At 67.9% G+C, this 21,905-nt stretch carries 24 protein-coding genes and 1 pseudogene; 11 read left to right on the forward strand and 14 right to left on the reverse strand.

Going from position 1 to position 21,905, the window contains the following annotated elements; all coding sequences use genetic code 11:
- Nucleotides 1–557 precede the first annotated feature (557 nt).
- From CCS01_RS18180 to CCS01_RS18195, 4 genes are read left to right on the forward strand one after another with little or no spacing between them, the layout of a single operon-like run.
- Entirely contained in the window at nucleotides 558–1,436 is an 879-nt protein-coding gene (locus CCS01_RS18180; RefSeq protein WP_104520192.1) for a branched-chain amino acid ABC transporter permease, read from the forward strand.
- Nucleotides 1,436–2,362: a branched-chain amino acid ABC transporter permease gene (locus tag CCS01_RS18185; RefSeq protein ID WP_104520193.1), complete on the forward strand. Its 927-nt coding sequence runs from the start codon at nucleotides 1,436–1,438 to the stop codon at nucleotides 2,360–2,362. Before CCS01_RS18180 ends, CCS01_RS18185 begins: the two co-directional genes overlap by 1 nt.
- A complete protein-coding gene (locus CCS01_RS18190; protein WP_104520194.1) occupies nucleotides 2,359–3,093 on the forward strand; it encodes an ABC transporter ATP-binding protein in 735 nt (244 codons plus the stop codon). The genes CCS01_RS18185 and CCS01_RS18190 overlap by 4 nt, the downstream gene beginning before the upstream one ends.
- On the forward strand, nucleotides 3,083–3,814 hold the full coding sequence (locus CCS01_RS18195; RefSeq protein WP_104520195.1) for an ABC transporter ATP-binding protein: 732 nt from the start codon (nucleotides 3,083–3,085) through the stop codon (nucleotides 3,812–3,814). Before CCS01_RS18190 ends, CCS01_RS18195 begins: the two co-directional genes overlap by 11 nt.
- A 624-nt stretch (nucleotides 3,815–4,438) precedes the next feature.
- Here CCS01_RS18195 and CCS01_RS18200 read toward each other — a convergent pair.
- Nucleotides 4,439–4,975, reverse strand: coding sequence for an NHL repeat-containing protein (locus CCS01_RS18200; RefSeq protein ID WP_239992220.1), 537 nt, complete (start codon nucleotides 4,973–4,975; stop codon nucleotides 4,439–4,441).
- A 153-nt stretch (nucleotides 4,976–5,128) separates the two neighbouring features.
- Nucleotides 5,129–6,349: a helix-turn-helix domain-containing protein gene (locus CCS01_RS18205; RefSeq protein WP_104520197.1), complete on the reverse strand. Its 1,221-nt coding sequence runs from the start codon at nucleotides 6,347–6,349 to the stop codon at nucleotides 5,129–5,131.
- An 85-nt stretch (nucleotides 6,350–6,434) separates the two neighbouring features.
- On the opposite strand from CCS01_RS18205, the gene CCS01_RS18210 reads away from it, so the two are divergent.
- The 4 genes from CCS01_RS18210 (at nucleotide 6,435) to CCS01_RS18225 (ending at nucleotide 9,029) form a co-directional block, all read left to right on the forward strand.
- A complete protein-coding gene (locus CCS01_RS18210; protein WP_104520198.1) occupies nucleotides 6,435–6,731 on the forward strand; it encodes a hypothetical protein in 297 nt (98 codons plus the stop codon).
- Nucleotides 6,732–6,819: 88 nt separating this feature from the next.
- Complete coding sequence (locus CCS01_RS18215) at nucleotides 6,820–7,590, forward strand: DUF899 domain-containing protein (protein WP_104520199.1); 771 nt, start codon at nucleotides 6,820–6,822, stop codon at nucleotides 7,588–7,590.
- Nucleotides 7,591–7,746: 156 nt separating this feature from the next.
- On the forward strand, nucleotides 7,747–8,493 hold the full coding sequence (locus CCS01_RS18220; protein WP_104520200.1) for an SDR family oxidoreductase: 747 nt from the start codon (nucleotides 7,747–7,749) through the stop codon (nucleotides 8,491–8,493).
- 326 nt (nucleotides 8,494–8,819) lie between these two features.
- The gene (locus tag CCS01_RS18225; protein WP_104520201.1) at nucleotides 8,820–9,029 is read left to right on the forward strand and encodes a hypothetical protein; all 210 of its coding nucleotides are present in this window, start codon (nucleotides 8,820–8,822) and stop codon (nucleotides 9,027–9,029) included.
- A 235-nt stretch (nucleotides 9,030–9,264) separates the two neighbouring features.
- Here CCS01_RS18225 and CCS01_RS35740 read toward each other — a convergent pair whose 3' ends face one another.
- Nucleotides 9,265–9,399, reverse strand: a complete 135-nt coding sequence (locus CCS01_RS35740) for a hypothetical protein (RefSeq protein WP_275112935.1) — start codon at nucleotides 9,397–9,399, stop codon at nucleotides 9,265–9,267.
- A gap of 1,070 nt (nucleotides 9,400–10,469) precedes the next feature.
- The gene (locus tag CCS01_RS18230; RefSeq protein WP_193540148.1) at nucleotides 10,470–11,168 is read right to left on the reverse strand and encodes a hypothetical protein; all 699 of its coding nucleotides are present in this window, start codon (nucleotides 11,166–11,168) and stop codon (nucleotides 10,470–10,472) included.
- 449 nt (nucleotides 11,169–11,617) lie between these two features.
- Here CCS01_RS18230 and CCS01_RS18235 point away from each other — a divergent pair, with 449 nt between their 5' ends.
- A complete protein-coding gene (locus CCS01_RS18235; RefSeq protein ID WP_104520202.1) occupies nucleotides 11,618–11,896 on the forward strand; it encodes a type II toxin-antitoxin system RelE/ParE family toxin in 279 nt (92 codons plus the stop codon).
- Nucleotides 11,897–11,934: 38 nt separating this feature from the next.
- Nucleotides 11,935–12,246 carry a HigA family addiction module antitoxin gene (locus CCS01_RS18240; protein WP_104520211.1) on the forward strand — a complete coding sequence of 104 codons (312 nt, stop codon included), beginning with the start codon at nucleotides 11,935–11,937 and terminating at the stop codon, nucleotides 12,244–12,246.
- A 244-nt stretch (nucleotides 12,247–12,490) separates the two neighbouring features.
- On the opposite strand, the gene CCS01_RS18245 is transcribed toward CCS01_RS18240, so the two are convergent.
- From CCS01_RS18245 to CCS01_RS18280, 9 genes and pseudogenes are all read right to left on the reverse strand, one after another.
- Complete coding sequence (locus tag CCS01_RS18245; protein ID WP_104520203.1) at nucleotides 12,491–13,189, reverse strand: ATP-binding protein; 699 nt, start codon at nucleotides 13,187–13,189, stop codon at nucleotides 12,491–12,493.
- 29 nt (nucleotides 13,190–13,218) lie between these two features.
- Nucleotides 13,219–14,259 (reverse strand): PAS domain-containing protein, encoded by a 1,041-nt coding sequence (locus CCS01_RS18250; RefSeq protein ID WP_104520204.1) that lies wholly within the window; start codon nucleotides 14,257–14,259, stop codon nucleotides 13,219–13,221.
- A complete protein-coding gene (locus tag CCS01_RS18255; RefSeq protein ID WP_104520205.1) occupies nucleotides 14,256–14,576 on the reverse strand; it encodes a circadian clock KaiB family protein in 321 nt (106 codons plus the stop codon). The genes CCS01_RS18250 and CCS01_RS18255 overlap by 4 nt, the downstream gene beginning before the upstream one ends.
- Complete coding sequence (locus CCS01_RS18260; RefSeq protein ID WP_239992222.1) at nucleotides 14,573–14,800, reverse strand: circadian clock KaiB family protein; 228 nt, start codon at nucleotides 14,798–14,800, stop codon at nucleotides 14,573–14,575. The genes CCS01_RS18255 and CCS01_RS18260 overlap by 4 nt, the downstream gene beginning before the upstream one ends.
- On the reverse strand, nucleotides 14,797–16,155 hold the full coding sequence (kaiC, locus tag CCS01_RS18265; protein ID WP_275112936.1) for a circadian clock protein KaiC: 1,359 nt from the start codon (nucleotides 16,153–16,155) through the stop codon (nucleotides 14,797–14,799). Before kaiC ends, CCS01_RS18260 begins: the two co-directional genes overlap by 4 nt.
- A gap of 70 nt (nucleotides 16,156–16,225) precedes the next feature.
- Nucleotides 16,226–16,630 (reverse strand): annotated as a pseudogene (locus CCS01_RS35745) (ATPase domain-containing protein); the annotation flags it as partial.
- Between the two features lie 299 nt (nucleotides 16,631–16,929).
- On the reverse strand, nucleotides 16,930–17,904 hold the full coding sequence (hemB, locus tag CCS01_RS18270; protein WP_104520207.1) for a porphobilinogen synthase: 975 nt from the start codon (nucleotides 17,902–17,904) through the stop codon (nucleotides 16,930–16,932).
- Nucleotides 17,905–19,159: 1,255 nt separating this feature from the next.
- Nucleotides 19,160–19,513: an arsenate reductase (glutaredoxin) gene (gene arsC / locus CCS01_RS18275; RefSeq protein WP_104520208.1), complete on the reverse strand. Its 354-nt coding sequence runs from the start codon at nucleotides 19,511–19,513 to the stop codon at nucleotides 19,160–19,162.
- A 162-nt stretch (nucleotides 19,514–19,675) separates the two neighbouring features.
- Nucleotides 19,676–20,578: an NAD(P)-dependent oxidoreductase gene (locus tag CCS01_RS18280; protein ID WP_104520209.1), complete on the reverse strand. Its 903-nt coding sequence runs from the start codon at nucleotides 20,576–20,578 to the stop codon at nucleotides 19,676–19,678.
- 614 nt (nucleotides 20,579–21,192) lie between these two features.
- Here CCS01_RS18280 and CCS01_RS18285 point away from each other — a divergent pair.
- Nucleotides 21,193–21,720, forward strand: a complete 528-nt coding sequence (locus CCS01_RS18285; RefSeq protein ID WP_158258475.1) for a response regulator — start codon at nucleotides 21,193–21,195, stop codon at nucleotides 21,718–21,720.
- 9 nt (nucleotides 21,721–21,729) lie between these two features.
- Here CCS01_RS18285 and CCS01_RS18290 read toward each other — a convergent pair.
- Nucleotides 21,730–21,905 (reverse strand): transposase (locus tag CCS01_RS18290; RefSeq protein WP_146101497.1); only part of this gene is annotated, 176 nt, incomplete at its 5' end.

The following is a 21,905-nucleotide window of genomic DNA, read 5'->3' on the forward strand; positions in this document are numbered from 1 at the left end:
TCCCATTTGGTGTGATTTAGGCTCTCGAATTCGTCCATTGATGGAACTCCATCAGCGTGTGCTTTGGCGGCTCACGCTCCAGAGTTTCATTGATGGGCGAACCGGGGCCTACCCCCGCAAATGTCAAACTGCTGCTGCCTCCCCGGCAGAGCCGGGGGAACTCCCGGTTACGTTAGGAAATTTGCATGGTGCGTATTTCTTCAATTGTGCACCAACCCTTACGGGTTCGTGCGGCGTTTGCACGGCTCACTGAAAGTCCGGTTCCATCTGAACCAGTCAATGGTCCGGATTATTGGTATTATCCGTCCGTCTCATGGCCGCCAGAGATTCGAGCCGCAATTGGTCTTTTGCACGGACAGCGCAATGTTTTTGCAATGCCCGGGGCGGACTGAGGAAGGCTCTCCCGTCCGCGTAAGTACCCCCCAACGCCTGGGCTGCTCGATCATCACTGTGAAGCGGGCTCTCTCGTCCGCGTGAGTACCCTCCACGCCCCCTGGTCAACCGCTCAGCGTTCCGCCACAGTGACCGCTGGGGAAGGAAACAGCCAAAGACAACGCATGGACCTGTCATTCGATCTGCTGGGCAACGCCATCGTGTCCGGCCTGCTGCTGGGCGGGTTCTATGCCGCCGTGTCCATCGGCGTCTCGATCTCGTTCGGCATGCTGGACATCGTCAACATCGCCCACCCGGCGTTCATCCTGCTGGGCTCCTATACCGCCTACATCGCCAACAGCACGTTCGGCTTCGACCCGATCCTGACCAGCATCGTCCTGCTGCCGGCGTTCTACCTGCTGGGCGTCGCCATCTATGCCGTCTACGACCTGTCGTTCGAGCGGCGCGGCGACGCTTCGATCCGCGGCCTGGCGTTCTTCTTCGGCCTGCTGTTCATCACCGAGGTCGCGCTGATCCTGGTGTTCGGCGTGGACTACCGCCTGGTGGCGGCACCCTATATCGGCCCGAGCCTGCACCTGGGCGTGATCGAACTGCCGCTCCGCCTGCTGGTCCCGGCCGTGGTTTCACTGGCGCTGATTGGCGCACTGCAAGTCTTCATGTCCCGCACCTTCACCGGCCGCGCGATCCAGGCGGTGGCGCAGGACCCCGTCGCGCTGCGGCTGATGGCGGCCAATCCCAGCCGGATCAAGCGTATCGCCTTCGGCCTGTCGATCGCCACCTGCTCGGTCGCCGGCGCCGTCCTGATCATCATCCAGCCGGTCGAGCCCTCCATCGCCGGCGACTACATCGGCCGGATATTCGCCATCTGCGTCATGGGCGGGCTGTCCAGCTTCAGCGGCACCGTCGTGGCGGCAATGGTGCTGGGCGTGGTGGAGAGCCTCACAACCACGCTGTACGGCCCCTCCTGGTCGCCGGCGGTGGCGTTCGGCTTCCTGTTGCTGACCCTGGCGGTGCGGCCCGCCGGGCTGTTCGGGCGCGGCTGATGGAAAATCTCCGCTTCGGCCTCGGCGCCGTGGTCGTCGCCGCCTGCGTGTTCATCGCGGCGAAGCTGATCGGCAACCAGTACGTGTTCTTCGCCGGCTACGTCGTGCTGCAATACATCGTGCTGGCGACGGCGTGGAACATCCTGGGCGGCTTCACCGGCTATGTGAACTTCGGCACCGCCGCGTTCTTCGCCATCGGCGCCTACGCCACCGTGGTGCTGCACAAGACCACCAGCCTGCCGATGCCGGTCATGATCCTCATCGGCGGGGTGTTGGCCGGAATCGTCGGCCTGGGCACCGGCTACCTGACGCTGCGCCTGCGCGGCACGTTCTTCTCCATCGCTACCCTGGCCATGGCCGTTGTGATGCAGACGCTGGTCACCAACTGGGACTTCGTCGGCGGCTCGCGCGGCGCCTACGTCATCCGGCCGGCGAAGTCCCCGCTGCTCGGCGGCAACTACATCGAGTATCTGTTCCTGCTGATGCTGGCCCTGTCGGTCATCGCCGTCGTCGCTGCCCGCGCCATCCAGCACTCCACGCTGGGCCTGGGCTTCGCCTCGATCCGCGACGACGAGGGCGCGGCCGAGGCCGCCGGCGTGCCGACGCTGCGGCTGAAGCTGCTGGCGACCGTGCTGTCGGGCGGCTTCATGGGCATGGCGGGGGCGCCGCTGCCGTACTACGTCACCTACCTGGACCCGGCCTCGGGCTTTTCCCTCAGCTACGCCGTCAACACCATCGCCATGCCGCTGATTGGCGGCACCGCCTCCTGGCTTGGCCCGGTCATCGGCGCCGTGCTGCTGGGGACGTTGCAGCAGGTGGCGACGGTGACGATCTCGTCCGCGCTGTCGCTGCTGATCGTCGGCGTGCTGCTGGTGCTGTTCGTCATCGCCGCCCCGCGCGGCATTGTCGGGTGGTTCCAGCGATGAGCGGCCCGTTGCTCGACGTCGCCGCCGTCGGCAAGCGCTTCGGCGGCTTCGTCGCCCTGTCCGACATCACCCTGGCCGTCCCCCGCGGCGAGCGGCTCGGCCTGATCGGCCCCAACGGCTCGGGCAAGAGCACGCTGGTCAACTGCATCTGCGGCACGCTGCGCAACGACGCCGGCTCGGTCACCTTCAACGGCCACCGGCTGGACGGCCTGCCGGCGCACCGCCGGACGCGGCTCGGCCTGGCGCGCAGCTTCCAGTTGCCGCGGCCGTTCCACACCATGACGCTGGCCGAGAACGTGCAGGTGCCGATCCTGTACGCCGCCCGGTCGCGCGGGCACCGCGGGCCCGGCAGCGGCTTGCGCGACGGGGCCGAGGCGCTGCTGGACATGGTCGGCCTGGGCGGCAAGGCGCACCAAAGGCCGGCGGACCTGACGCAGATCGAGATGCGCAAGCTGGAACTCGCCAAGGCCATGGCCAGCGACCCGCAGATGCTGATCGCCGACGAGGTGATGGCCGGGCTGTCGCACCGCGAGGTGGACGAGATCCTGGCGATGCTGCTGAAGCTGAACGAGTCGGGGATCACCTTCATCATGATCGAGCACATCATGCGGGCGGTGCTGGCCTTCTCCCAGCGCCTCGTGGTGCTGGTGGCCGGCCGCAAGATCGCCGACGGGCCGCCGCACGAGGTGATCCGCGACGACGACGTGGTGGCGGCCTACCTTGGCCGCTAGCCTGGCCATCACCGGCCTGGAGGCCGGTTACGGCGCGGTGCGCATCCTGCACGGCGTCTCGCTGCGCGTCGGCGCCGGCGAGACCGTGGCGCTGCTGGGCACCAACGGCAACGGGAAGTCGACGCTGATGAAGGCGGTCATGGGCATGGTGCGCCCGGGCGCCGGCTCCATCGTCGCCGAGATCGATGGCCGGTCGCATCAGCTGATCGGCATGCCGACCGAGGCGATCGTCGACCTGGGCATCGCCATCGTGCCGGAGGGGCGGCGGCTGTTCCCGCGCCTGTCGGTGACCGAGAACCTGCTGATGGGCGCCTACCGCAAGGCGGCGCGCACAAGGCTGCAGCAGAACCTGGAGTTCTGCTTCGAGGTCTTCCCCCGCCTCGCGGAACGGCGCACCCAACTGGCCGGGCTGATGAGCGGCGGCGAGCAGCAGATGCTGGCCCTGGCCCGCGCCCTGATGTCGGCGCCACGGCTGCTGCTGATCGACGAGCCCTCGGTCGGCCTGGCGCCGCTGATGGTGACGCGGACGATCGACAAGATCCGCGAACTGAAGGAGAGCTATCACCTGACGGTGCTGATGGCCGAGCAGAACTTCACCGAGGCCATCCGCATCGCCGACCGGGGGTATGTCATCGTGCACGGCGCGATCGGGTTCGAGGCGCAGTCGCGCGCGGACCTGGACAACAACGCGCTGATCCGCAGTCTTTACCTGGGGGAGTAGGGGAGGTCCTGCCAGCCGCACGGCGCATGCCGCTGCGCCGACCGGCGGAGGCTCCGACCGTTGCAACTCCGTCATGGCCCGGCTTGTCCGGGCCATCCGCGCTTCGGCGGTGGGGGGGTAGATGGCCGGGACACGCCCTATAAGCGCTACTAAGGAGACGACCACAGGGCGGCCATTCCCAATCGTCATGCCGGGCGAAGGCCCGGCATCCACGCCTTGTGGTGCCGCTATCAGCAAAGGCGTGGATGGCAGGCCTGCGGCCGCTATGACGTGGTGGGAACGACTGTGCCTCACGCCGTGCTACAGCAGGCCGCAGGTCGATTGAGACAGGGCGACGGCGCTCCCTCATCGTCATGGCTGGGCGTGTCCCTACGGGATGCACACATCTCGGAAACGGTCCGCCGCTGCGGTTCCCTTTCGTCATGGCCCGGCTTGTCCGGGCCACCTATTCCAGCACTTGTGCCGCGACAGGTGGCCCGGACAAGCCGGGCCATGACGATGAGGACAGGGGGCTCAGTGTCCCAACCGACCTGCGGTCTGCTGTAAGTTAGCGCGGATGGGGACACGCCCGGCCATGACGGAGGACCGGCGGACCGGGCACCAAATCCTTTTCCAACCGTCGCCTCATCCCGCGTTGTCAGGGCTCCTGGAGCCGCCACCCGTCGCAGAGTCCCGCCTGGGCCGGCGGACGGCCCTCACCGTTCCGCTGCTTCCGCCGCCGCAGAAGAACCGGTCGCCGCCATCGGATTCCAGCCCCGAAACACCCATGCCGGATGGCAGGTCCAGCCTCTCCAGCACCTCCCCCGTCCGGGGATCGATCCGGCGCAGATCGCTCTCCTCCGCCTCCCACGTCCCGTGCCACAATTCACCGTCAACCCAGGTGACCCCGGTGACAAAACGGTTGGACTCGATGGTGCGCAGGGTCGCGCCCGTGGCGGGATCGATCTGATGGATCCTGCGCCCCCGGTATTGCCCCACCCACAGCGTCCCCTCGGCCCATGCAAGCCCCGAGTCACCGCCACCACCCGGCGCCGGGATCGTCGCCAGCACCCGCCCGGTTGCCGGGTCGATCTTCTGGATGCGGTCCTCGGCCAGTTGGAACAGGTGCCGGCCATCAAAGGCTGTCCCGGCATGCCCGGCGACATCGAGCACGCGCACCATCGTCCCGCTCCCGGGATCGAGCACGTTCAGCCTGTCGCCGGACGCAAACCAGACGTTCCGGCCATCAAACGAGACGCCACGTACGCGCTCGACACCCGGAAAGGGTCCATATTCACGCAGGATTTCAGCCGCTGCCCGTATCATCCGTCCAGCCTAGCCACCCGGCAGCGGCGCCGGGAGTAACAACGTTGTCGTGAATCCCGGCACCGGCGGCGTCATCCAGCGCCGCGCCCGGCCACGCCCGAACGCCCGCACCTTGCCCGCCGCCGCCAGCGCATCGAGCGCCCGCTGCACGGTGCGCTGGCTGGCGCCAAGCGCCAATGCCAGGGCCGAACTCGACCACGCCTCACCATCGGCCAGCAACGCCAGCACCGCCGCATGCTGCTCCTCGATCGGCCGCGCCAGCACGACGACCTCGGCCGCGCGGCGTGGCGCCAGTGCAAACCCGCGCTTCGTCGCGCTGACGCCGGCCACCGCACGCAGCGCCGCGCGAAGCCGCCCGACCTCCACCCGCAGCCGCGCGCGATGTGATTCATCGGCCCGTTTCGCCCGGAACGCCCGCGCGACGAGCACGTCCCGCGGCACGTCGCCGGGCCACGCCTCGCCCAGGGCGCGGGCGAGCGCGAACAGCACCGGACGCCGCGCGAGCGGCACCGCCGCGTGCCGGTCGCGCACCACATGGCGGCAGGCGTCCACGACGAGCGCCTCCGACGCCAGCAAGGCCTCGACATCCTGAAGCAGCAGCAGCCGCTCCTCGCCGTGCGCGACCAGGCGCGCCGCGGGCGTGTCCAGCGCGCGGGATGCGCTGTCCACCTCCGCGACCAGCGCGGCGATGCCGGCGTCGCGCGCGGCACACCCGGCCCGCGCCAGCGCGGCGCGCGCCGCCTCGGTCCGCACCCGCCGCATGGCGATCCCCGCCGCCACCAGCTCATGGACGGCCCGCGAGGCGGGCGGCAGCGGCGCGGGGTCGAGCCCGGCAAGTCCACGCTCGGCCTCGTCGAGGTGCCCGATCAGCAGCAGGCGCCGGATTTCGAGATACCGCGCATGCGCCGCGTTGGCCCGGTCGCCATGCCGTTCCAGCGTCGCCCGCGCCGTGTCAAGCGCCTTCGCCGGCCAGCCCAGGTCGCGCGAGACGAGCGCGACTTCGGCCTCGGCGACGACGCATCGCGCGCGGGCCACGACCTCCTTCGGCCCGAACGCGCGCGCGGCGCTGCGCAGGAGGGTCCTTGCCCGGGCGAAATCGCCAAGCTGCGCCATTGCAATGCCGCGCAGGGCCAGCGCAGGCGCGTCGTCGCGCAGGGCGACGCGGTTCAGGGCGCCGAGCAGGTCACCCGTGGCAAGCGCGCGCGCCGCGGCCGTGATCAGCGAGTCCATCGGAATCCCGCCACACTTGTCACTCCCGCCATTCGATGACCGCCACCAATCTACGTCACGACACACGATGAACGGAGCGGGACCCATGACGACACAGACGGCCGGGACACGGAAGGGATGGCTGACAGTTTCGGCCTTCGGTGCGGCCGATTGGATATGCCTCGCCGCCGCGCCGACCTTCGCGATCATGGCGCTGCTTGCGGGCGTTTCCGGCGGTGATCCGCGGGACCTGCTCTGCGCGGCCGCGCACCCCGGGTCGCCGCTGGGCGGCATGGCGGGGATGTACGCGCTGATGAGCGCGTTCCATTCGGCACCCTGGCTGAAGCTCATCGCCAGCCGGCGTGGCCGCTCTGCCGTCATCGCCGCCGCAGGGCCGGCATGACGAGCCGGCAACGACCGCCGCTGTTTCACGGCCAGTGCGGCCTCGGCCGTCGTCGCCATCGACACTTTCCACGGACAGGAGGTTCACCATGCACAACGAAGTCGTTTCCAGGGATGAATGGCTGAAGGCACGCCTTGAACTGCTTGCGGCCGAGAAGGAATTCACCCGGCGCGGCGACGAGCTGGCGCAGCGGCGGCAGGCGCTGCCGTGGGTGCGGATCGACACGCCATACCGTTTCGATACCGATGAGGGCAGCGCCTCGCTGGCGGACCTGTTCCGCGGGCGGTCGCAGCTGCTGGTCTATCACTTCATGTTCGGGCCCGGCTACAAGGCGGGCTGCCCGTCCTGCTCGGCGATCGCGGACGGGTTCGACGGCTGCGTCGTCCACCTGGCGAATCACGACGTCACGCTGTCGGCGGTGTCGCGGGCGCCGCTGGCGAAGCTGCAGGCGTACAAGCAGCGGATGGGATGGACGTTCCCGTGGGCATCCTCGCACGGCGGCGACTTCAATTTCGACTTCGCCGTTTCCTTCACCGAGGCGCAGCAGCGCGAGGGCCGTATCGAATACAACTACCAACGCGGCGGGCATGCGATGGACGCGGCACCGGTTGCCGGGCCTGTCGCCGAATTTGCTTCCATGGCCGGAACCGACCCCGCCACGTATTCCCGCGATCGGCCGGGCATGAGCGCGTTCGTGCTGGAGGACGGCGTCGTTTACCACACCTATTCCACTTATGCGCGCGGACTGGATGGCCTGTGGGGCATGTACCAGTGGCTCGACCGCGCCCCCCGGGGACGCAACGAGGCAGGCGTCTGGTGGCGCCGCCACGACGAATACGAGGCCCACGCCCGGCGCTGACTTGCCGCTCTGTCGCCGCCATGGCCGGGACACGACGATCCGGCAACGATCTTGTCCCGCCAGTCCGCTTGCCCACCCGCACGGCGTGACGCGCCGCGCGGAATGGCCTAACCCATGGGGCATCGCCGGATCAACCGGCCTGGAGGGGAGGGGCCAATGCCAACATTGTCGGGGAAGACAGCCTTTGTGACCGCGGCCGGCCAGGGTATCGGCCGCGCCACCGCGCAGGCCTTCGCCGCCGCCGGCGCCCGCGTTGTCGCCACCGACGTGGACGCGGCGAAACTTGCCGGTCTTGCGTCGGAGCAGGTCCGCGCCACACGGCTCGACGTGCTGGACCGCGCCGCGATCGCGCAGGCGGCGCAGGACGCCGGGCCGATCGACATCCTGTTCAACTGCGCCGGCGTGGTGCACCAGGGCACGCTGCAGGAGGCCACCGACGCCGAGTGGTCGTTCGCCTTCGACCTGAACTGCCGGTCGATGTTCCACACCATGCAGGCCTTCCTGCCCGGCATGCTCGCCCGCGGCCGCGGCGTGATCGTCAACATCGCCTCGGTCGCGTCCAGCCTGAAGGGCGTGCCCAATCGCTTCATCTACAGCGCGACCAAGGCGGCGGTCATCGGCATGACCCGCTCGGTCGCCACCGACTACGTGTCCAAAGGTATCCGCTGCAACTGCATCTGCCCCGGCACGGTCGGCACGCCGAGCCTGGATGAGCGCATCGCGCAGAATGCCGCCGCGGCCGGCTCGGTCGATGCCGCGCGGGCGGCGTTCGTGGGCCGCCAGCCGATGGGGCGGCTCGGCACGCCCGAGGAAATCGCCGCGCTGGCGGTCTACCTGTGCGGCGACGCGGCCGAATTCATGACCGGCCAGGCCGTGGTCATCGACGGCGGGCTGACGCTGTAGCGCGGGCAGGGCGGCGACGCCACCATCCTGGCCGGCACCCGCCTGCATGCCGGGCTGACGCGGCTCCGATCGGGGCGTGGCACTGGCTGCCGGCGAATTTTCCGCGGGGAACCGTCGCCGCCCGCGTGAACGGTATCGACACCGGCACGACTCTTGTGTATTCAAACGTACGCGTCAGTTGGGCGGAATACGGCCAACGACGCACCGGGACTGATCGAGGGGTTGTCAGCCACGTGCCGCGCAACCGCTCATGATGCTGCCGGTTACTGCCTGGAGTCTGGGGAGGATCAACGTTTCGGCGGGATTTAACCAGTACCGAGGCAACCGTGGACCGGATTATTCTAGCGGCGTTGTTTCTCACCCCTTTTGCCCTTGCCAGGGCCGAGGCGACCGGCCTGGTGAACACCGAGGCCGGGACGTTTCGCTGCCAGGGCAGCATTGTGCGCCTCGATGCCAAGGGCGTTCCTTCCAGCGGCGAGCCGGGCGGCAAGCTGAGGCCGTGCCCTCAGCTCGTCGAGGTGAAAGACACCGTCTAGCAGCGGCGCCCCGGCGCGGGGACTTGCCCGGCGCGGCCAGTCCGGAGCCGCCTGAGGCGCTGTCGTTGCCGGGCCAGTACGGTATTCCGCCGCGCCTGGCGCATGGTCGCCGGGACAACGGGAATGTCTGAAATGAAATAGTGCCGCAGGTGGCCCCGCCGCACGGACCGAAGCCCTGCCGTTGCCGGCAGGGCTTCGCGGAAGCATGGTTTCGCGCGAGACGCGCCGGCAGGATCTACTTGCCGGCGCGGTTCTGGCAGGCACCATGGATCATGTCGCGCACCTGCTGGGGCAGCGCCTCGTACATCGTATCGAAGCTCGTCGCGTACGCGAGGAAAACTATGCAGACAATCGCCAGGAGAACAAGCATCACAGGTCCTTCAGTTTACCGGCGCTTGCTACGTCCCGGGTGGCCGACCTGTCAATACCCTGGCGTGGCAATTCAGGTTTCCGAACGACGATCCGCGGTTTCAGTCTGTTGCTGGAAATGCCCCGGTGCCGAGGGGGGCGTCGAAGCCTGTCCTTGGGGGCAACGTTGCCGGTACGGTTGCAGAGGGAAGTGCCCATCTCGTTGACTTCTCCAATGAAATTGGATTGGGAGGCACCGGCCGCTCAGTACCGTCAGGGTATCGCCAGTGGCCCTCAACCAGCCGGAACGCCTGAGTAGGTGGCCAAAAGTACTGCGACATGTGCGCGGCAGCGTCGTCCCCGCGGGGGGGGGACAAGACAGCGGCAGAGCCTGGATCGGCGACCGATTTTTAACACGGAGAACGCGAAGGACGCACGGCGTGCCACGAAGGGTGTGAACGAGTCAGCCAGCGATGCGGCGCACGCCGTGCGCAGGTACAAAGGATCTGGGGCGAAATAACCGATCCGCCCGATCGGCGCACCGGGTTTTCCCCGTCATGGCGGCTACCGGGGTCAAGCCCGGGCACAGGCTCCGGGCCACCAGCCACGCCTCGTGCTGATCACAGCAAAGGCGTGGTTGGCCGGCCAAAGCCTGTGCCCCGGGCTTGTCCGGCTACCGGCCATGACAGTTGGACCGCCCCTGCGACAAACTGCTTCTGCGACAAACTGCCTCTGCGACAATGGGAGCGATTATTCTGCAACAAGCCCAAATATGAACCGCTTCGACCAGGCCCGGCAATGCTGCGATGCGCGTGATCGCCAGGCCAAGGATGTCGCTTGTCCGGTCCCGCGTCGCCCGCAAGGTCCGGTCTCCGTGGCGCTTCGTCGTCCTCCGCTTTCTCCGTGTTGAAAATCAAGGAAGAACGCGCAGGCACGGACGGTTCCGGGGGAGGCACTGCCACCGCCCCGGCTTCAGCCCCCCATTCCTTGCCGATGGCGGCAAGAGCAAAAGGCGGCGGGCCTTCTGCCACATCCAGCAGGGGCGGCATTTCCGGCGGGCTGAACCAGGGTCGCCACTTTCGACGGCCTGTACTAGCCCCGGTCGTCCACCGGATCCTCATGGTCCGCGCCGCTTTCCGCGGCACCAGGCGGCGCGAACGCGACGTTGGCCATGAGGCCGGACGCGATCGCCGCGCGATAGACGGCCACCGCAAAGCGCGGGTCCCGTGCGATCTGCTCGCGGGTTTCGTGCCGCCATGCCTCGGCATCGTGCATGACCCGCTCCATCACCTTGGGTAGCGTCGGCACGATGACGCCGGAGGTCATGGCAAAGCTTTCCGGCTCGTAGAGACGCGCGGCAATGGCCATTCCGTCCACCGCATTTGCTTCCAGGTTCCGGTCGACCAGCCATGCCTCCTGGTCCCGCAGCAGGTCGAGGACGATCAGCCCGGCCGCCTCGTGCCGCCGTTCGATGCGCCAGATCGAGAAGCGGGCGTGGCGCGTGGCGTTCAGCACCAGCGCCTCATCCGAGCCGGGCGCCGGCGGATGCGTCCGCGCATAGCGGTCCAGCGCGGTGGAGCGGCCCTCCTTGGCGGTGTAGACGGCAAGGTCATTGGCGAGGGTCATTTCCGCCTCGCTCTCCGCCACCAGCGTGCGCCCCACCATCAGCCCAAGCCGCCTGGCGTGCTCGATGAACGTCGCGGGGGCGACGAACTTGAGCGCGGCATTGTGAAGATACTTGCTGCTGTCGCGCAGCTCGAGGTAGCGCGTCAGGATTTCGGTTCGTGTCATCGTGTCTCCTCTGCGCCGATCGGCAGGGCCGTCGCGGCCCGGGGCTGTCGGGGCGGTTGCGCCGGCACCGGTGACAGCCTGCTGGATAGAACGCAGCCGGCCAGGGGGAAGTGCGGCCCCGGCCGACCGGACGCAACAAGGGGGCACCGCAAGATTCGCGCGCCAAACGACGCTACGTTGTGCGGCGCACAAAAGCGCACGTTCTTAGATTCATCATACCATTAAATACGTGGAATACTCCGTGTGCAACCGGCGCCAGAACTGCCAGGAAGCCAAAAAATCCAAATACGACAGGAAATTGGCTGTCCGTCAGGTCTGGCCAGGGCCATGGGGCCGGTCCGAGCGCGCCAGGAAGCCGGCCAGCGTCTCGCCGTGTCGATCGTTCATGCAAACCTCAAAACTGTAACTTGGCAGTTGACAAGTGTAACCTAAAGAGTTACACGAAAGCTGTGATCAGGTCGTTCAGAAGCAAGCCGTTGCGGCTGTTCTGGGAAAAATCCGACGGCTCCCGGATCGCGGCGCAACTGCATGCCCGCGTTTCTCGCCGCCTGGACGCGCTGGATCAGGCTATCACGCCGTCGGACCTGAACATTCCGGGCTTCGACTTCCACCCCCTGAGCGGCAATCGCGCCGGCGTCTACAGCATCCACGTCAACGGCCCATGGTGCATCACCTTCGGCTGGGACGGCGCCGACGTGATCGACGTTGACCTTGAGAACTATCACTGACGCCAGCACTGCCAAAACCATCACTCACAGAGATGCCCATGCCCGACAGTCACCGTGATCCAAACCGCGAACCCACGCATCCCGGCGCGATCCTGCGCGAAGACGTGCTGCCGGCGCTTGACCTGAGCGTGACCGCCGCCGCCGCCGCGCTGGGCGTGTCCCGCCAGGCGCTGCACCGGCTACTGGCCGAGGACGTTGCCATGACGCCCGAGATGGCCGTCCGCGTCGGCAAGCTCTGCGGCAATGGCCCGCGCGTCTGGCTCGCGATGCAGCAGGCCCGCGACCTCTGGCAGGCCGAACGCGCCATGGCCGACATCCTGGCGCGGATCCCGACCATGCACGCGGCCTGACGCGCCGCTCACGCCTCGCCTTTTTCCGTCCAGCCGGGTAGCCGGTGCGTGCCGCGCCACGGACACCACATCAGCCATTCGCCGGCGACGACGGCATCACCTTTCGCGGCGTGCCCGAAGGCGTCGCGATCAGGACGGCAAACGGCAGCCAGGTTGGGTTGACGGCGCTTGGCTCGTCATGGCCCGCCCCCGGCATGACGATGACAAGCCGGTGCCGGCGTGTCGGAGATTCGGGCGCCCGGTATCAGGCCGCCGCCCGGCGGCCGATCATCGACTCCACCTTGTCGGCCAGGACCTCCAGGTCGAACGGCTTCAGCAGGACCGCCATATCGGGTCCCGGCCGCCCCTGCTGGTTCAGCGCATCACCGGCATACCCGGTGATCAGCAGGATCGGCAGGCCCGGAACCATCTCCCGGGCGGCGTCGGCGAGCTGGCGGCCGTTCAGGCCACCGGGCAGGCCGACGTCGGTCAGCAGCAGGCTTACCGCGCCCGCTTCCGACGCCGCCAGCTCGCGCTGCAACGCCTCCAGCCCGTCAGGGCCATCGTTGGCCTCGATCACGCGAAAGCCCAGCTCGCGTAGCGCCTCCGCCGTGATCTCGCGGATCACCTCCTCGTCCTCGACCAGCAGCACGGTCGCCGGCTCCACCGGCGCGGCCGGCTTCGGCTGCAGCCGCGGTTGCGCCACCGCCACCGCATCCTCCGGCCCGGCCTCGACGCGCGGCAGATAGAGATGCACCGAGGTGCCGCCGCCGACGGTGCTCTCCAGCCGCACGATGCCCCGCGACTGCCGGATGAAGCCATAGAGCTGGCTGAGCCCGAGCCCGGTTCCCTGTCCGTCCGGCTTGGTGGTGAAGAACGGCTCGAACGCATGCGCCAGCACGTCGGGCGACATGCCGCTGCCGGTGTCGGAGACAGTGATGCGCACGAAATCGCCCGGGCTCACTTCATGCCATGGACGGGTGTCCGCCTCGGTCAGCGCTTCGTGCGCGGCGGAAATTTCGATTCGCCCGCCCGTTGCCGGCAGGGCGTCGCGGCATTGATCGCGAGGTTCAGCAGCGCGTTCTCAAGCTGGTTGGGGTCGCACCGGATCGGCCGGCAGTCCTCCGGGACCCGGATGGCGACGGCGATCGCCGGGCCGACGGTGCGCTGGATCAGCGCCTGCATGCCGTCGATAAGCGCCTCCAGCCGCACCAGTTGCGGGTTCAGCGTCTGGCGCCGGCCGAAGCCGAGCAGGCGCTGCGTCAGCGTCGCGGCACGGCCCGCCGCCAGCAGCGCCGCTTCCAGCAGGTCCTGCGACTGTTGCCACTGGCCACCGCTCAGGCGCCGCTGCGCCAGCGTGATGCCGCTGGTGATGGCTTGCAGCATGTTGTTGAAGTCGTGAGCGATGCCGCCGGTGAGTTGGCCGATGGCCTCCATCTTCTGTGCCTGCCGCAGGGCGCTTTCGGCCCGCTCGCGCTCGGCGATCTCGTTCGACAGCCGGGTGTTGGCCTCGGCCAGTTCCTGCAGGTGCATCTTCTGCGCCGTCAGGTCGGTCAGCACGCCGCCCAGCGCCGTGGTGCCCGTGTCGTCCAGCAGGCCGAGCGAAACCTGCGCCGGAAACGCATGCCCATCCCCGGTGTACAATGTCATTTCCCGACGAATGCCGGTCCGGCGCGCATCTTCCAACAGGAGCCGGAAGCAGCGGCCATCGTCAGGTAAAAGAAATGGCTGCAGGCTGCGGCCGATCAGTTTCTCAAGAGGCACGTCCAGCATCGCGGCCAGGCGCCGGTTGCAGTAGATGATGGTGCCATCCGGCTCCAGCGTCACCGCGGCTTCCTGCATCTGCTCGATCAGCACGCGATACGGCCGATCGGCGCTTTCCAGGGTATAGATGCGCTGTCCGCCGCGCCCGTCGGTCACTATGACGGCGTCGATCTCGCCGCGCCTGATGGCGTCAAGGGTCTCTTCGGATTCATCGAGGCGTGCCTCCAGGTCGCGGATGCGCTGCCGCAGTGCCTCATCCGGCGACGTCACGGCCGCCCTGCCGGCAGCGGGGGCGGGAGGCCCAACGCCTGTAGCACGCGATCACGCCGGGACAGGTCGCCGACGATCCGTCGCACCGGCAGCGGCAGCAGGCGGACCAGCGTCGGCGCCGCGCAGACATCGTAGTCACGCGCGCACTCCGGTTGCTGATAGATGTCGATGATCTCGACGTCGGACGGTCTACCCAGGCTATCCCGGCACAGGCTCCGCAGGTTCTCGATCGCCAGCCGCGACCGGGGCGTGCTGCCGGCGACGATCAGCCGGAGCCGAAATGCATCCGCCAATGGTTGTCTGGCCTGCTGCGTCATGTCAGCGGTTCCTTCGGCCGGATGTCGAGGCCGACCAGCACCCGTTCGGTGTCGGACAGATCGCCGATGATCCGCTTCAGCGGCGCCGGCAGCCGGCGCACCAAGGTGGGGATCGCCAGGATCTGGTCGCCTACCGCCAACCGCGGGTTCTGCACCAGGTCGATCACCTCGATCTCGTAGCGTCCCGCCAGATGCGTCTCGCAGACCCGTCTGACATTGGTCATGGCCGCCATCGACTTTGCCGTCTGCCCTGCCACGTAGAGACGCAAGCTATAATAGCCGGGATCGCTGTCGGCATCAACGAACGGCTCCTCCACCCGGGGTAGCGGCTCCGTCGTGCCGGATTACTTCGCCTTGCGGCGACAGCATTGCGGTCGCGCGACAGCATGGTGTCATGCGCCGCCTCCTCCTGCCGAAGCGCCTCGGCTTCCTGCGCATCGGCCTCCAGCGTCACCTGGAGTTCGGCGATCTGGCGCTCCAGCGCGGCGCGCCGGCGCTCGATCTCCCGCCGAAGCTGAGCCGCCTCGCGCCGCCGCTGCTCAACCGCCGCATGTTCCCGTGCCTCCTGCGTCAGGCGGGCGGTGCCGGTCAGCACGCCCTCCGGGCCGATATACGGATCGATCAGCTCAATCCCGTCATCGGTCAGGCGGTACTCCCGCACCTGGTTGGAATGGCTGATGCCGCGGGCCTTGATGACGTAGAGCACGCGGTTGCGCTCGCCATTCGCCTCCACGTCCATCAGCGTGATCCAGGCGTCCATAAGCGAAGACAAGCCATATTCGGCACTGCTGCGCAACGGTTTTGCGGTGCCCAGGCTGGTGAACAGCGCGGTGATGCCACGGCTTTTGAGCAGGTCCACCATGCGCAGCAGCGTCGCGTGCACCTCCGGCTCCGGCCCGCGGAACGCCGAGATCGGATCGACCACCACCACCGACGGCGCGAAGGTCCGCAGGTCGCGGCCCATCCGCGCGAGGTGCATCTCCAGCCCGTACAGGGTCGGCCGCGCGGCTTCAAAGCGCAGCAGCCCGGCATCGATCCACTGCTGCAGGTCAAGGCCGACCGAGCGGACGTTGCGGCAGACTTCCTCGGCGCCCTCTTCCATGGCGAAGAACAGGCAGCGCCCGCCGCGGCGGCAGGCGGCATCGGCGAAATGACTGGCGGCGGTGGTCTTGCCGGTGCCGGCGACGCCGGACAGCAGGATCGAGGAGCCGCGGTAGAATCCGCCGCTGCGCAGCATCGCATCCAGCCCGGCGATGCCGCTGGAGACGATGTCATCCGAGACCGGACGGGTGATTCCGGCCGGCGTCAGCGGCAGCACGCTGATGCCCTTGGAGTCGATCAGGAACGGGTATTCGTTGGTGCCGTGCGCCGAGCCCCGGTACTTCACGACCCGCACCCGCCGCGTGGTGATCTGATCCTCGACCCGGTTGTCGAGCAGGATCACGCAGTCGGAGATGTACTCCTCCAGCCCGTAGCGGGTCAGCACGCCGTCGACGCGTTCGCCGGTGATGATGGCGGTCAGGCCGCGGTCCCGGAGCCAGGCGAACAGCCGGCGCAACTCCGCCCGTAGAAATGCCAACGTCGGTGAACCCGGCGAACAGCGCCTCGATGGTATCCAGCACCACCCGTTTGGCGCCGATGGTGTCGACCGCGTAGCCGAGCCGGATGAACAGCCCCTCGAGGTCGTACTGCCCGGTTTCCTCGATTTCGCTGCGCTCGACGCGAACATGGACGATGACCAGGCGGCCGGCTTCGGTCAGCCCGTCGAGATCATAGCCGAGCGAGGCGACGTTGGCGGCGAGGTCCTCGGCGCGCTCCTCGAAGGTCATCAGCACGCCCGGTTCACCGTACTGCGTGGCACCGTTGACCAGAAAGGTGACGGCGAGCAGCGTCTTGCCGCATCCGGCAGTGCCACAGACCAGGGCCGGCCGGCCGGCAGGCCGCCGAGCAGGACATCGTCGAGCCCGACGATGCCGGTCGCGGCTTTGGTCGGTCCGGCGGTACTCGGTTGATTCAGCATTACAGGCGCGTTCCTCGCAGGCGACAGGCGGCACCGGGGCTGCCCGTTAAGCGGCGATCTGCGCGGCTATCTGCGTTGCGCCGCGAATTGGCGGCGGCGCAACGTGCTCGGCCGGGACACATGCCGTCTCGGCCGGGCATCAGGTACGGCTGGCTGGAAAATGCTTGCCAGCGGCCAAATCGACAATGGCGCGCACGATCAGGTCAGCCAGTATGTCCTTTAGTTCGAGGTTGCTTGCAAATATGTGATGAAGCCGGCGTTGACGCTACGCGTGAGTACGTTGATCGACGTTTACGCCTCGTTGATTTAGCGCAAATTCCGGCGCCAAATGTTTCACAAACCCCGCCGTGCGACATCCATTGCAAAATACGTCAGGATCAGATCGGCACCGGCCCGCTTGATCGCGCCCAAGCTTTCCAGCATCACCCGCTCCTCGTCGATCGCGCCGGCCGCGGCGGCGAACTTGATCATCGCATACTCGCCGCTGACCTGGTACGCCGCCAGCGGCAGCAGGCTGCGCTGCTTGATCTGGATCAGCACGTCCAGATACGGCCCGGCCGGCTTGACCATCAGCACGTCGGCGCCTTCCGCCTCGTCGATGTCGGACTCGCGCAGCGACTCGCGGACGTTCATCGGGTTCATCTGGTAGGCCTTGCGGTCGCCCTCCAGGTCGCAGCCGGCGGCGGCGCGGAACGGGCCGTAGTAGGCCGAGGCGAACTTCGACGAGTACGACATGATCGGCGTGTTGACGAAACCGGCGCCGTCGAGCGCCTTGCGGATCGCCGTCACCTGGCCGTCCATCATCGACGACGGGGCGATCATGTCGGCGCCGGCTTCCGCCGCGATCACCGCCTGGATGCCCAGGTTCTCGATGGTGTGGTCGTTGTGCACGTCGCCGTCGACGATCACGCCGCAATGGCCGTGGCTGGTGTATTCGCAGAAGCAGGTGTCGGACATCACCACCAGGTCGGGTGCCGCGTCCTTGGCACGCTTGACCATGCGGGCGGTCAGCCCGTCGCGCTTCATCGCGTCGCTGCCGGTGGCATCCTTGTGGTGGCTGACGCCGAAGGTCATGATCGCCTTGATGCCGACCGCGGCGATTTCCTTGATCGCGGTGTCGAGCTTGCGCTCGGGAATGCGCCAGATGCCGGGCATCGATTCAACCGGGGCGAAGTCGTCCAGGTCTTCCTCGACGAAAATCGGGTAGATCAGATCGTTCACGGACAGTGTCTGTTCCTGGAACAGGTCACGCATGGCCGGCGTCGCCCGCAGGCGGCGGAGGCGCGTTACCGGAAAATTCTGAACCATGGCATGTCTTCCTAAGCGAGCGGCGAGGGTGCGGGCCGCGACCCATCGATGAACCTTTTGTAGCGGAAAGGTGAAGGCCCGGCCACTGGCGTTTCGCTCATGACGGGTTGCGCCTCTGGGCAAGGCCGGGCCGCGGAAGCCGGTGGCGATGCGGATCGTATCGCTCCTGCGGACGGGATTGTCCCTGGGTAGCGCCAGACGCCGCTATTCTCAGTGGCTTCATGTCTTTGTGTTAAAGCCAGCGGTTGTGGCGGCGCGGACGGTGACCGTGGGACACGGACGGGTCCGTGCGGTTTCTTCTGCTGTTGCAACACAAAGACACGAAGCCACCAAGAATAGCGTGCGGCCAGCGTCGCCACGCCAATGGACGTTCTTCCGGTTCGCTCAAAATGGCGCTGGCACGCAGGACTCGCCGAAAGTGGATCGCTTATTCAGCCTCGGGTCCTGACCTGGAGGCAGGGCCAGGTCCATTGCCTCTTCATCATGGCCGGGCGTGTCTCTACGGGATGCACAGATCTCTACAGCAGACCGCAGGTTAGTTGGGACGCAGACGGCCTGTCTTCATCGTCATGGCTCGGCTTGTCCCTACGGGATGCACACATCTCGGAAACGGTCCGCCGCTGCGTTTCCCTTTCGTCATGGCCCGGCTTGTCCGGGCCACCTGTCGCGGCACACGTGCTGGAATAGGTGGCCCGGACAAGCCGGGCCATGACGAGTGAGGTGCGCCGTCGCCGTGTCTCAACCAACCTGCGGTCTGCTGTAGAAACGATCTGCCGCGGCTCTGGCCCATACGATCGTGGCCGGGCTCGTCATACCCTTGATCGCGGCAGGCGGCGGATTGCTGGCCATGAACTTGGCGTCTTGGCGTTTTATCGGCGCCATCCACCGCACGAACCACCGGCGGAGCGCACCCGCCACCGCCCTGCCGCAATCGCAGATCGTGCGTACGATCGTCGCCTCGATCCCTCAGGCCGGCCGCGGTCGTCTCATGGCGATACCGAGCGGCGCCCAGCCGGTGCGAAGGCATTCGCGCGGTACCCGGCCAACAGCGCCCCGGACGGGTCCCGTGACGGCTGTGAACGCGCCAGCGACAGGCCGCGCCATGACGGTGAAGGAATGCTCCGGGCCATGGGGCAAGGGCCTGATTTTCAGGTTGTTTCCGCGATGTGTGTAGCCCATAGGGCGTGTCCCGGCCATGACGGTGGGGGGACGACCACGCGCTGTGCCCCTTTATGTCAGCGCATATGGGGCGTGGTCAGCCCAGCAGGTCCCGCACCGTCTCGGCCGGGCGGCAGAGGCGGACGCCGCGCGGGGTGACCACGACCGGGCGCTCCATCAGGATCGGGTGGGCGAGGATGGCGTCGAGCAGCGCCTCGTCGGATTTCGCAGGGTCGTCCAGGCCGAGCTCGTCGTACGGCGTGCCCCTGCGGCGCAGGATCTGCCGCGGCGTCATGCCCATGCGGTCGAGCAGGGAAACCAGCTCCGCGCGCGACGGAGGCGTCTTCAGGTATTCAACGACGGTGGGCTCCAGCCCGGCGTCGCGCAGCAGGCCCAGGACCTTGCGCGAGGTGCCGCAACTGGGGTTGTGGTAGATGCGGACTTCGGACATGGCGTGCCTCGGGATCGGGTTGGGGAGCGCCATGCCGGCGCCGGGACGGCGGTTTTGTCAATGTCCCCGTGCCTGCGGCCGGCCGGTCCGGCGATCCGTGCATCTCGCGGACCGGGCCGGCGCCGCGGCGAAACCCCTGCCGCGGCACGGCCGGTGGCGCGGCTACGACCCAGTGGGATCGACGCGATCCGGGACGTTCGCGTCCCGCCCGGCCAGCGCGCCGACGGCGGACCAGTCCAGCGTGCCGCCGCCGTGCGCCAGCAGGGTCAGGCAGCGGTCGCGCAGCAGGCTGGCCAGCGGCAGCGGCACCCGCAGCTCGTGCCCCGCGGCGAGTGCCAGGTCGATGTCCTTCAGGCCCAGCGCCGCCGCGAAGCCGGCCGGCTCGAAGGCCTCGTCGACGATCAGGCCACCATAGAGCCGGTACACCGGGGCGCTGAAAAGCGTCGAGGTCAGCATCTCGAGATAGGCGTGCAGGTCGACGCCGCGCTTGCCGACCAGCGCCATCGCCTCGCCGAGCGATTCGATCACCGATGCGATCAGGAAGTTGCCGCTGAGCTTCACCAGGTTCGCCGCATCCGGCTGGTCCGACAGGATGAACGTCCGCTGGCCGATGGCCTCCAGCACCGGGCGGACCGCCTCGATCACGCCGAACGCGCCGCCTGCCACGACGAACAGCTTGGCGGCCGCGGCGGCCTCGGGGCGGCCGAACACCGGCGCGGCGACGAAACGTTGTCCCGCGGCCGCGTGCGCCTGCGCGAGGCGGCGCGACAGCGCGACGCTGATCGTGCTGCAGGAGACGTGCACGGCATTCGCCGGCAGCGCCGCAACGATCCCGTGCTCGCCGAAGACGACGCTTTCAACGGCATGGTCGTCGGCCAGCATGGTGATCACCGCCTCGCCGCGGCAGGCATCGGCGACCTGCTTCGCCACCGTCGCCCCGTGCTCGACGAGGGCAGCCGCTTTGTCCGGGCTCCGGTTGTATACCGTGACCTGGTGCCCGGCCTTGAGCAGGTTGGCCGCCATGCCGGCACCCATGCGCCCCAGTCCGATAAAGCCCAAACGCATCGCGATCCCCTTCCATACCATGCATTGGACACGGTGTTACGTCCGCCGAGGCGGCGGCGGAAGGCCCCCGGTCCGGTTCGGGCACGGGCACGTCGCCGTGTCCGTGCGACAGGACGTCCGGAAGGCGGCGCTCGCCCACCCGCCGGTGAGGCCGGGCGCGCCCGCCCCGGTCACCGGACGCGCGAGGGTTTGATCGGGGACGTCCCGGCCACGGTTCCACCGCCGGCGGCGGAGCGGAAACGAACCCGGGGTCGCGAGGTCCGCGCGGCATCCGGTGGCGGGGCGTTTCGCACCGCCGCGGCGTGGCCGGCCAGCGCCGCATCCGGGCGGAAACCGCCGCCTGCCCCCGGCGTTGCTCCCATTGCCGGCGCGTGGGCATGTCCGGCTTGCCGGGCGAAGGCATGACGATGAAGGCAGCACGGGCTGAGAATGCGGCAGATCGTTACGGGAACCCGCGCAGCGGGCGAGCCATCGCGCAATTTACCATCGGACCGGAGGACTGCATTGCACGGGCGGTGCCGGGCATGGAAGTCTGTTCGCCATGCTGCAACGATCGTGCCGCCGGCAGTGCCCCGGCCGGGAACCGGCCGTCCGCGGCGATCAGGAGAGCCTCGATGACGCGTCCCCATATTCTTGTCGTCGACGACGAGCACATCATTCTCGATATCCTCGAGCGCGCCCTGTCGGATGCCGGCTTCCGGATCAGCCGGGCCGGCGCCAGCGACGCCGCCCTGGGCATCTTCGAGCATGAGGACATCGACCTGCTGATGACCGACATCAAGATGCCGGGTCCGGTCGACGGCGTGACCCTGGCCGGCCTGATGCGGCGCCGGAAGCCGCGCATGCCGGTGATATTCGTCAGCGGCAACCTTGATGGCCTGGCCAATTCCGATCGTGTGGAGCCGCCGAGCGCCTTCCTGATCAAGCCGGTCATCCTGGAAGACGTCCGGAAGACCGTCGGTCAGCTGATGTCTGCCCAGTGGGATCCGAATGGCCTGATCGACGACCGCGCCGCCTCGTACAACCGCCGGATTTCCGAGCGTCCCACCGGCATGCCGACCTCCGACCGCCATGCGACGGAGACGGCGCATGCCTGGGAGGACGAGGAGCGGCTGGTGCGCAAGCCTGTCCGCTCGACCTAGGGCGTGTCGTCAATTAAGCCAAACGACGGCGGCGGCGAGGTGGACCGCGGCGAGGAAGTTGCGGGCAGTCTTGTCATAGCGGGTTGCGATGGCACGGAACTGCTTGAGCCTGGCGAAGAAATTTTCGATCAGATGGCGCGCCTTGTAGAGGTCGCGGTCGTAGGTCCGCGGCGAGCGGCGATTGG

Origin of the sequence: Rhodopila globiformis, assembly GCF_002937115.1 — a bacterium.
In the GTDB taxonomy this organism is placed as follows: Bacteria; Pseudomonadota; Alphaproteobacteria; order Acetobacterales; family Acetobacteraceae; genus Rhodopila; species Rhodopila globiformis.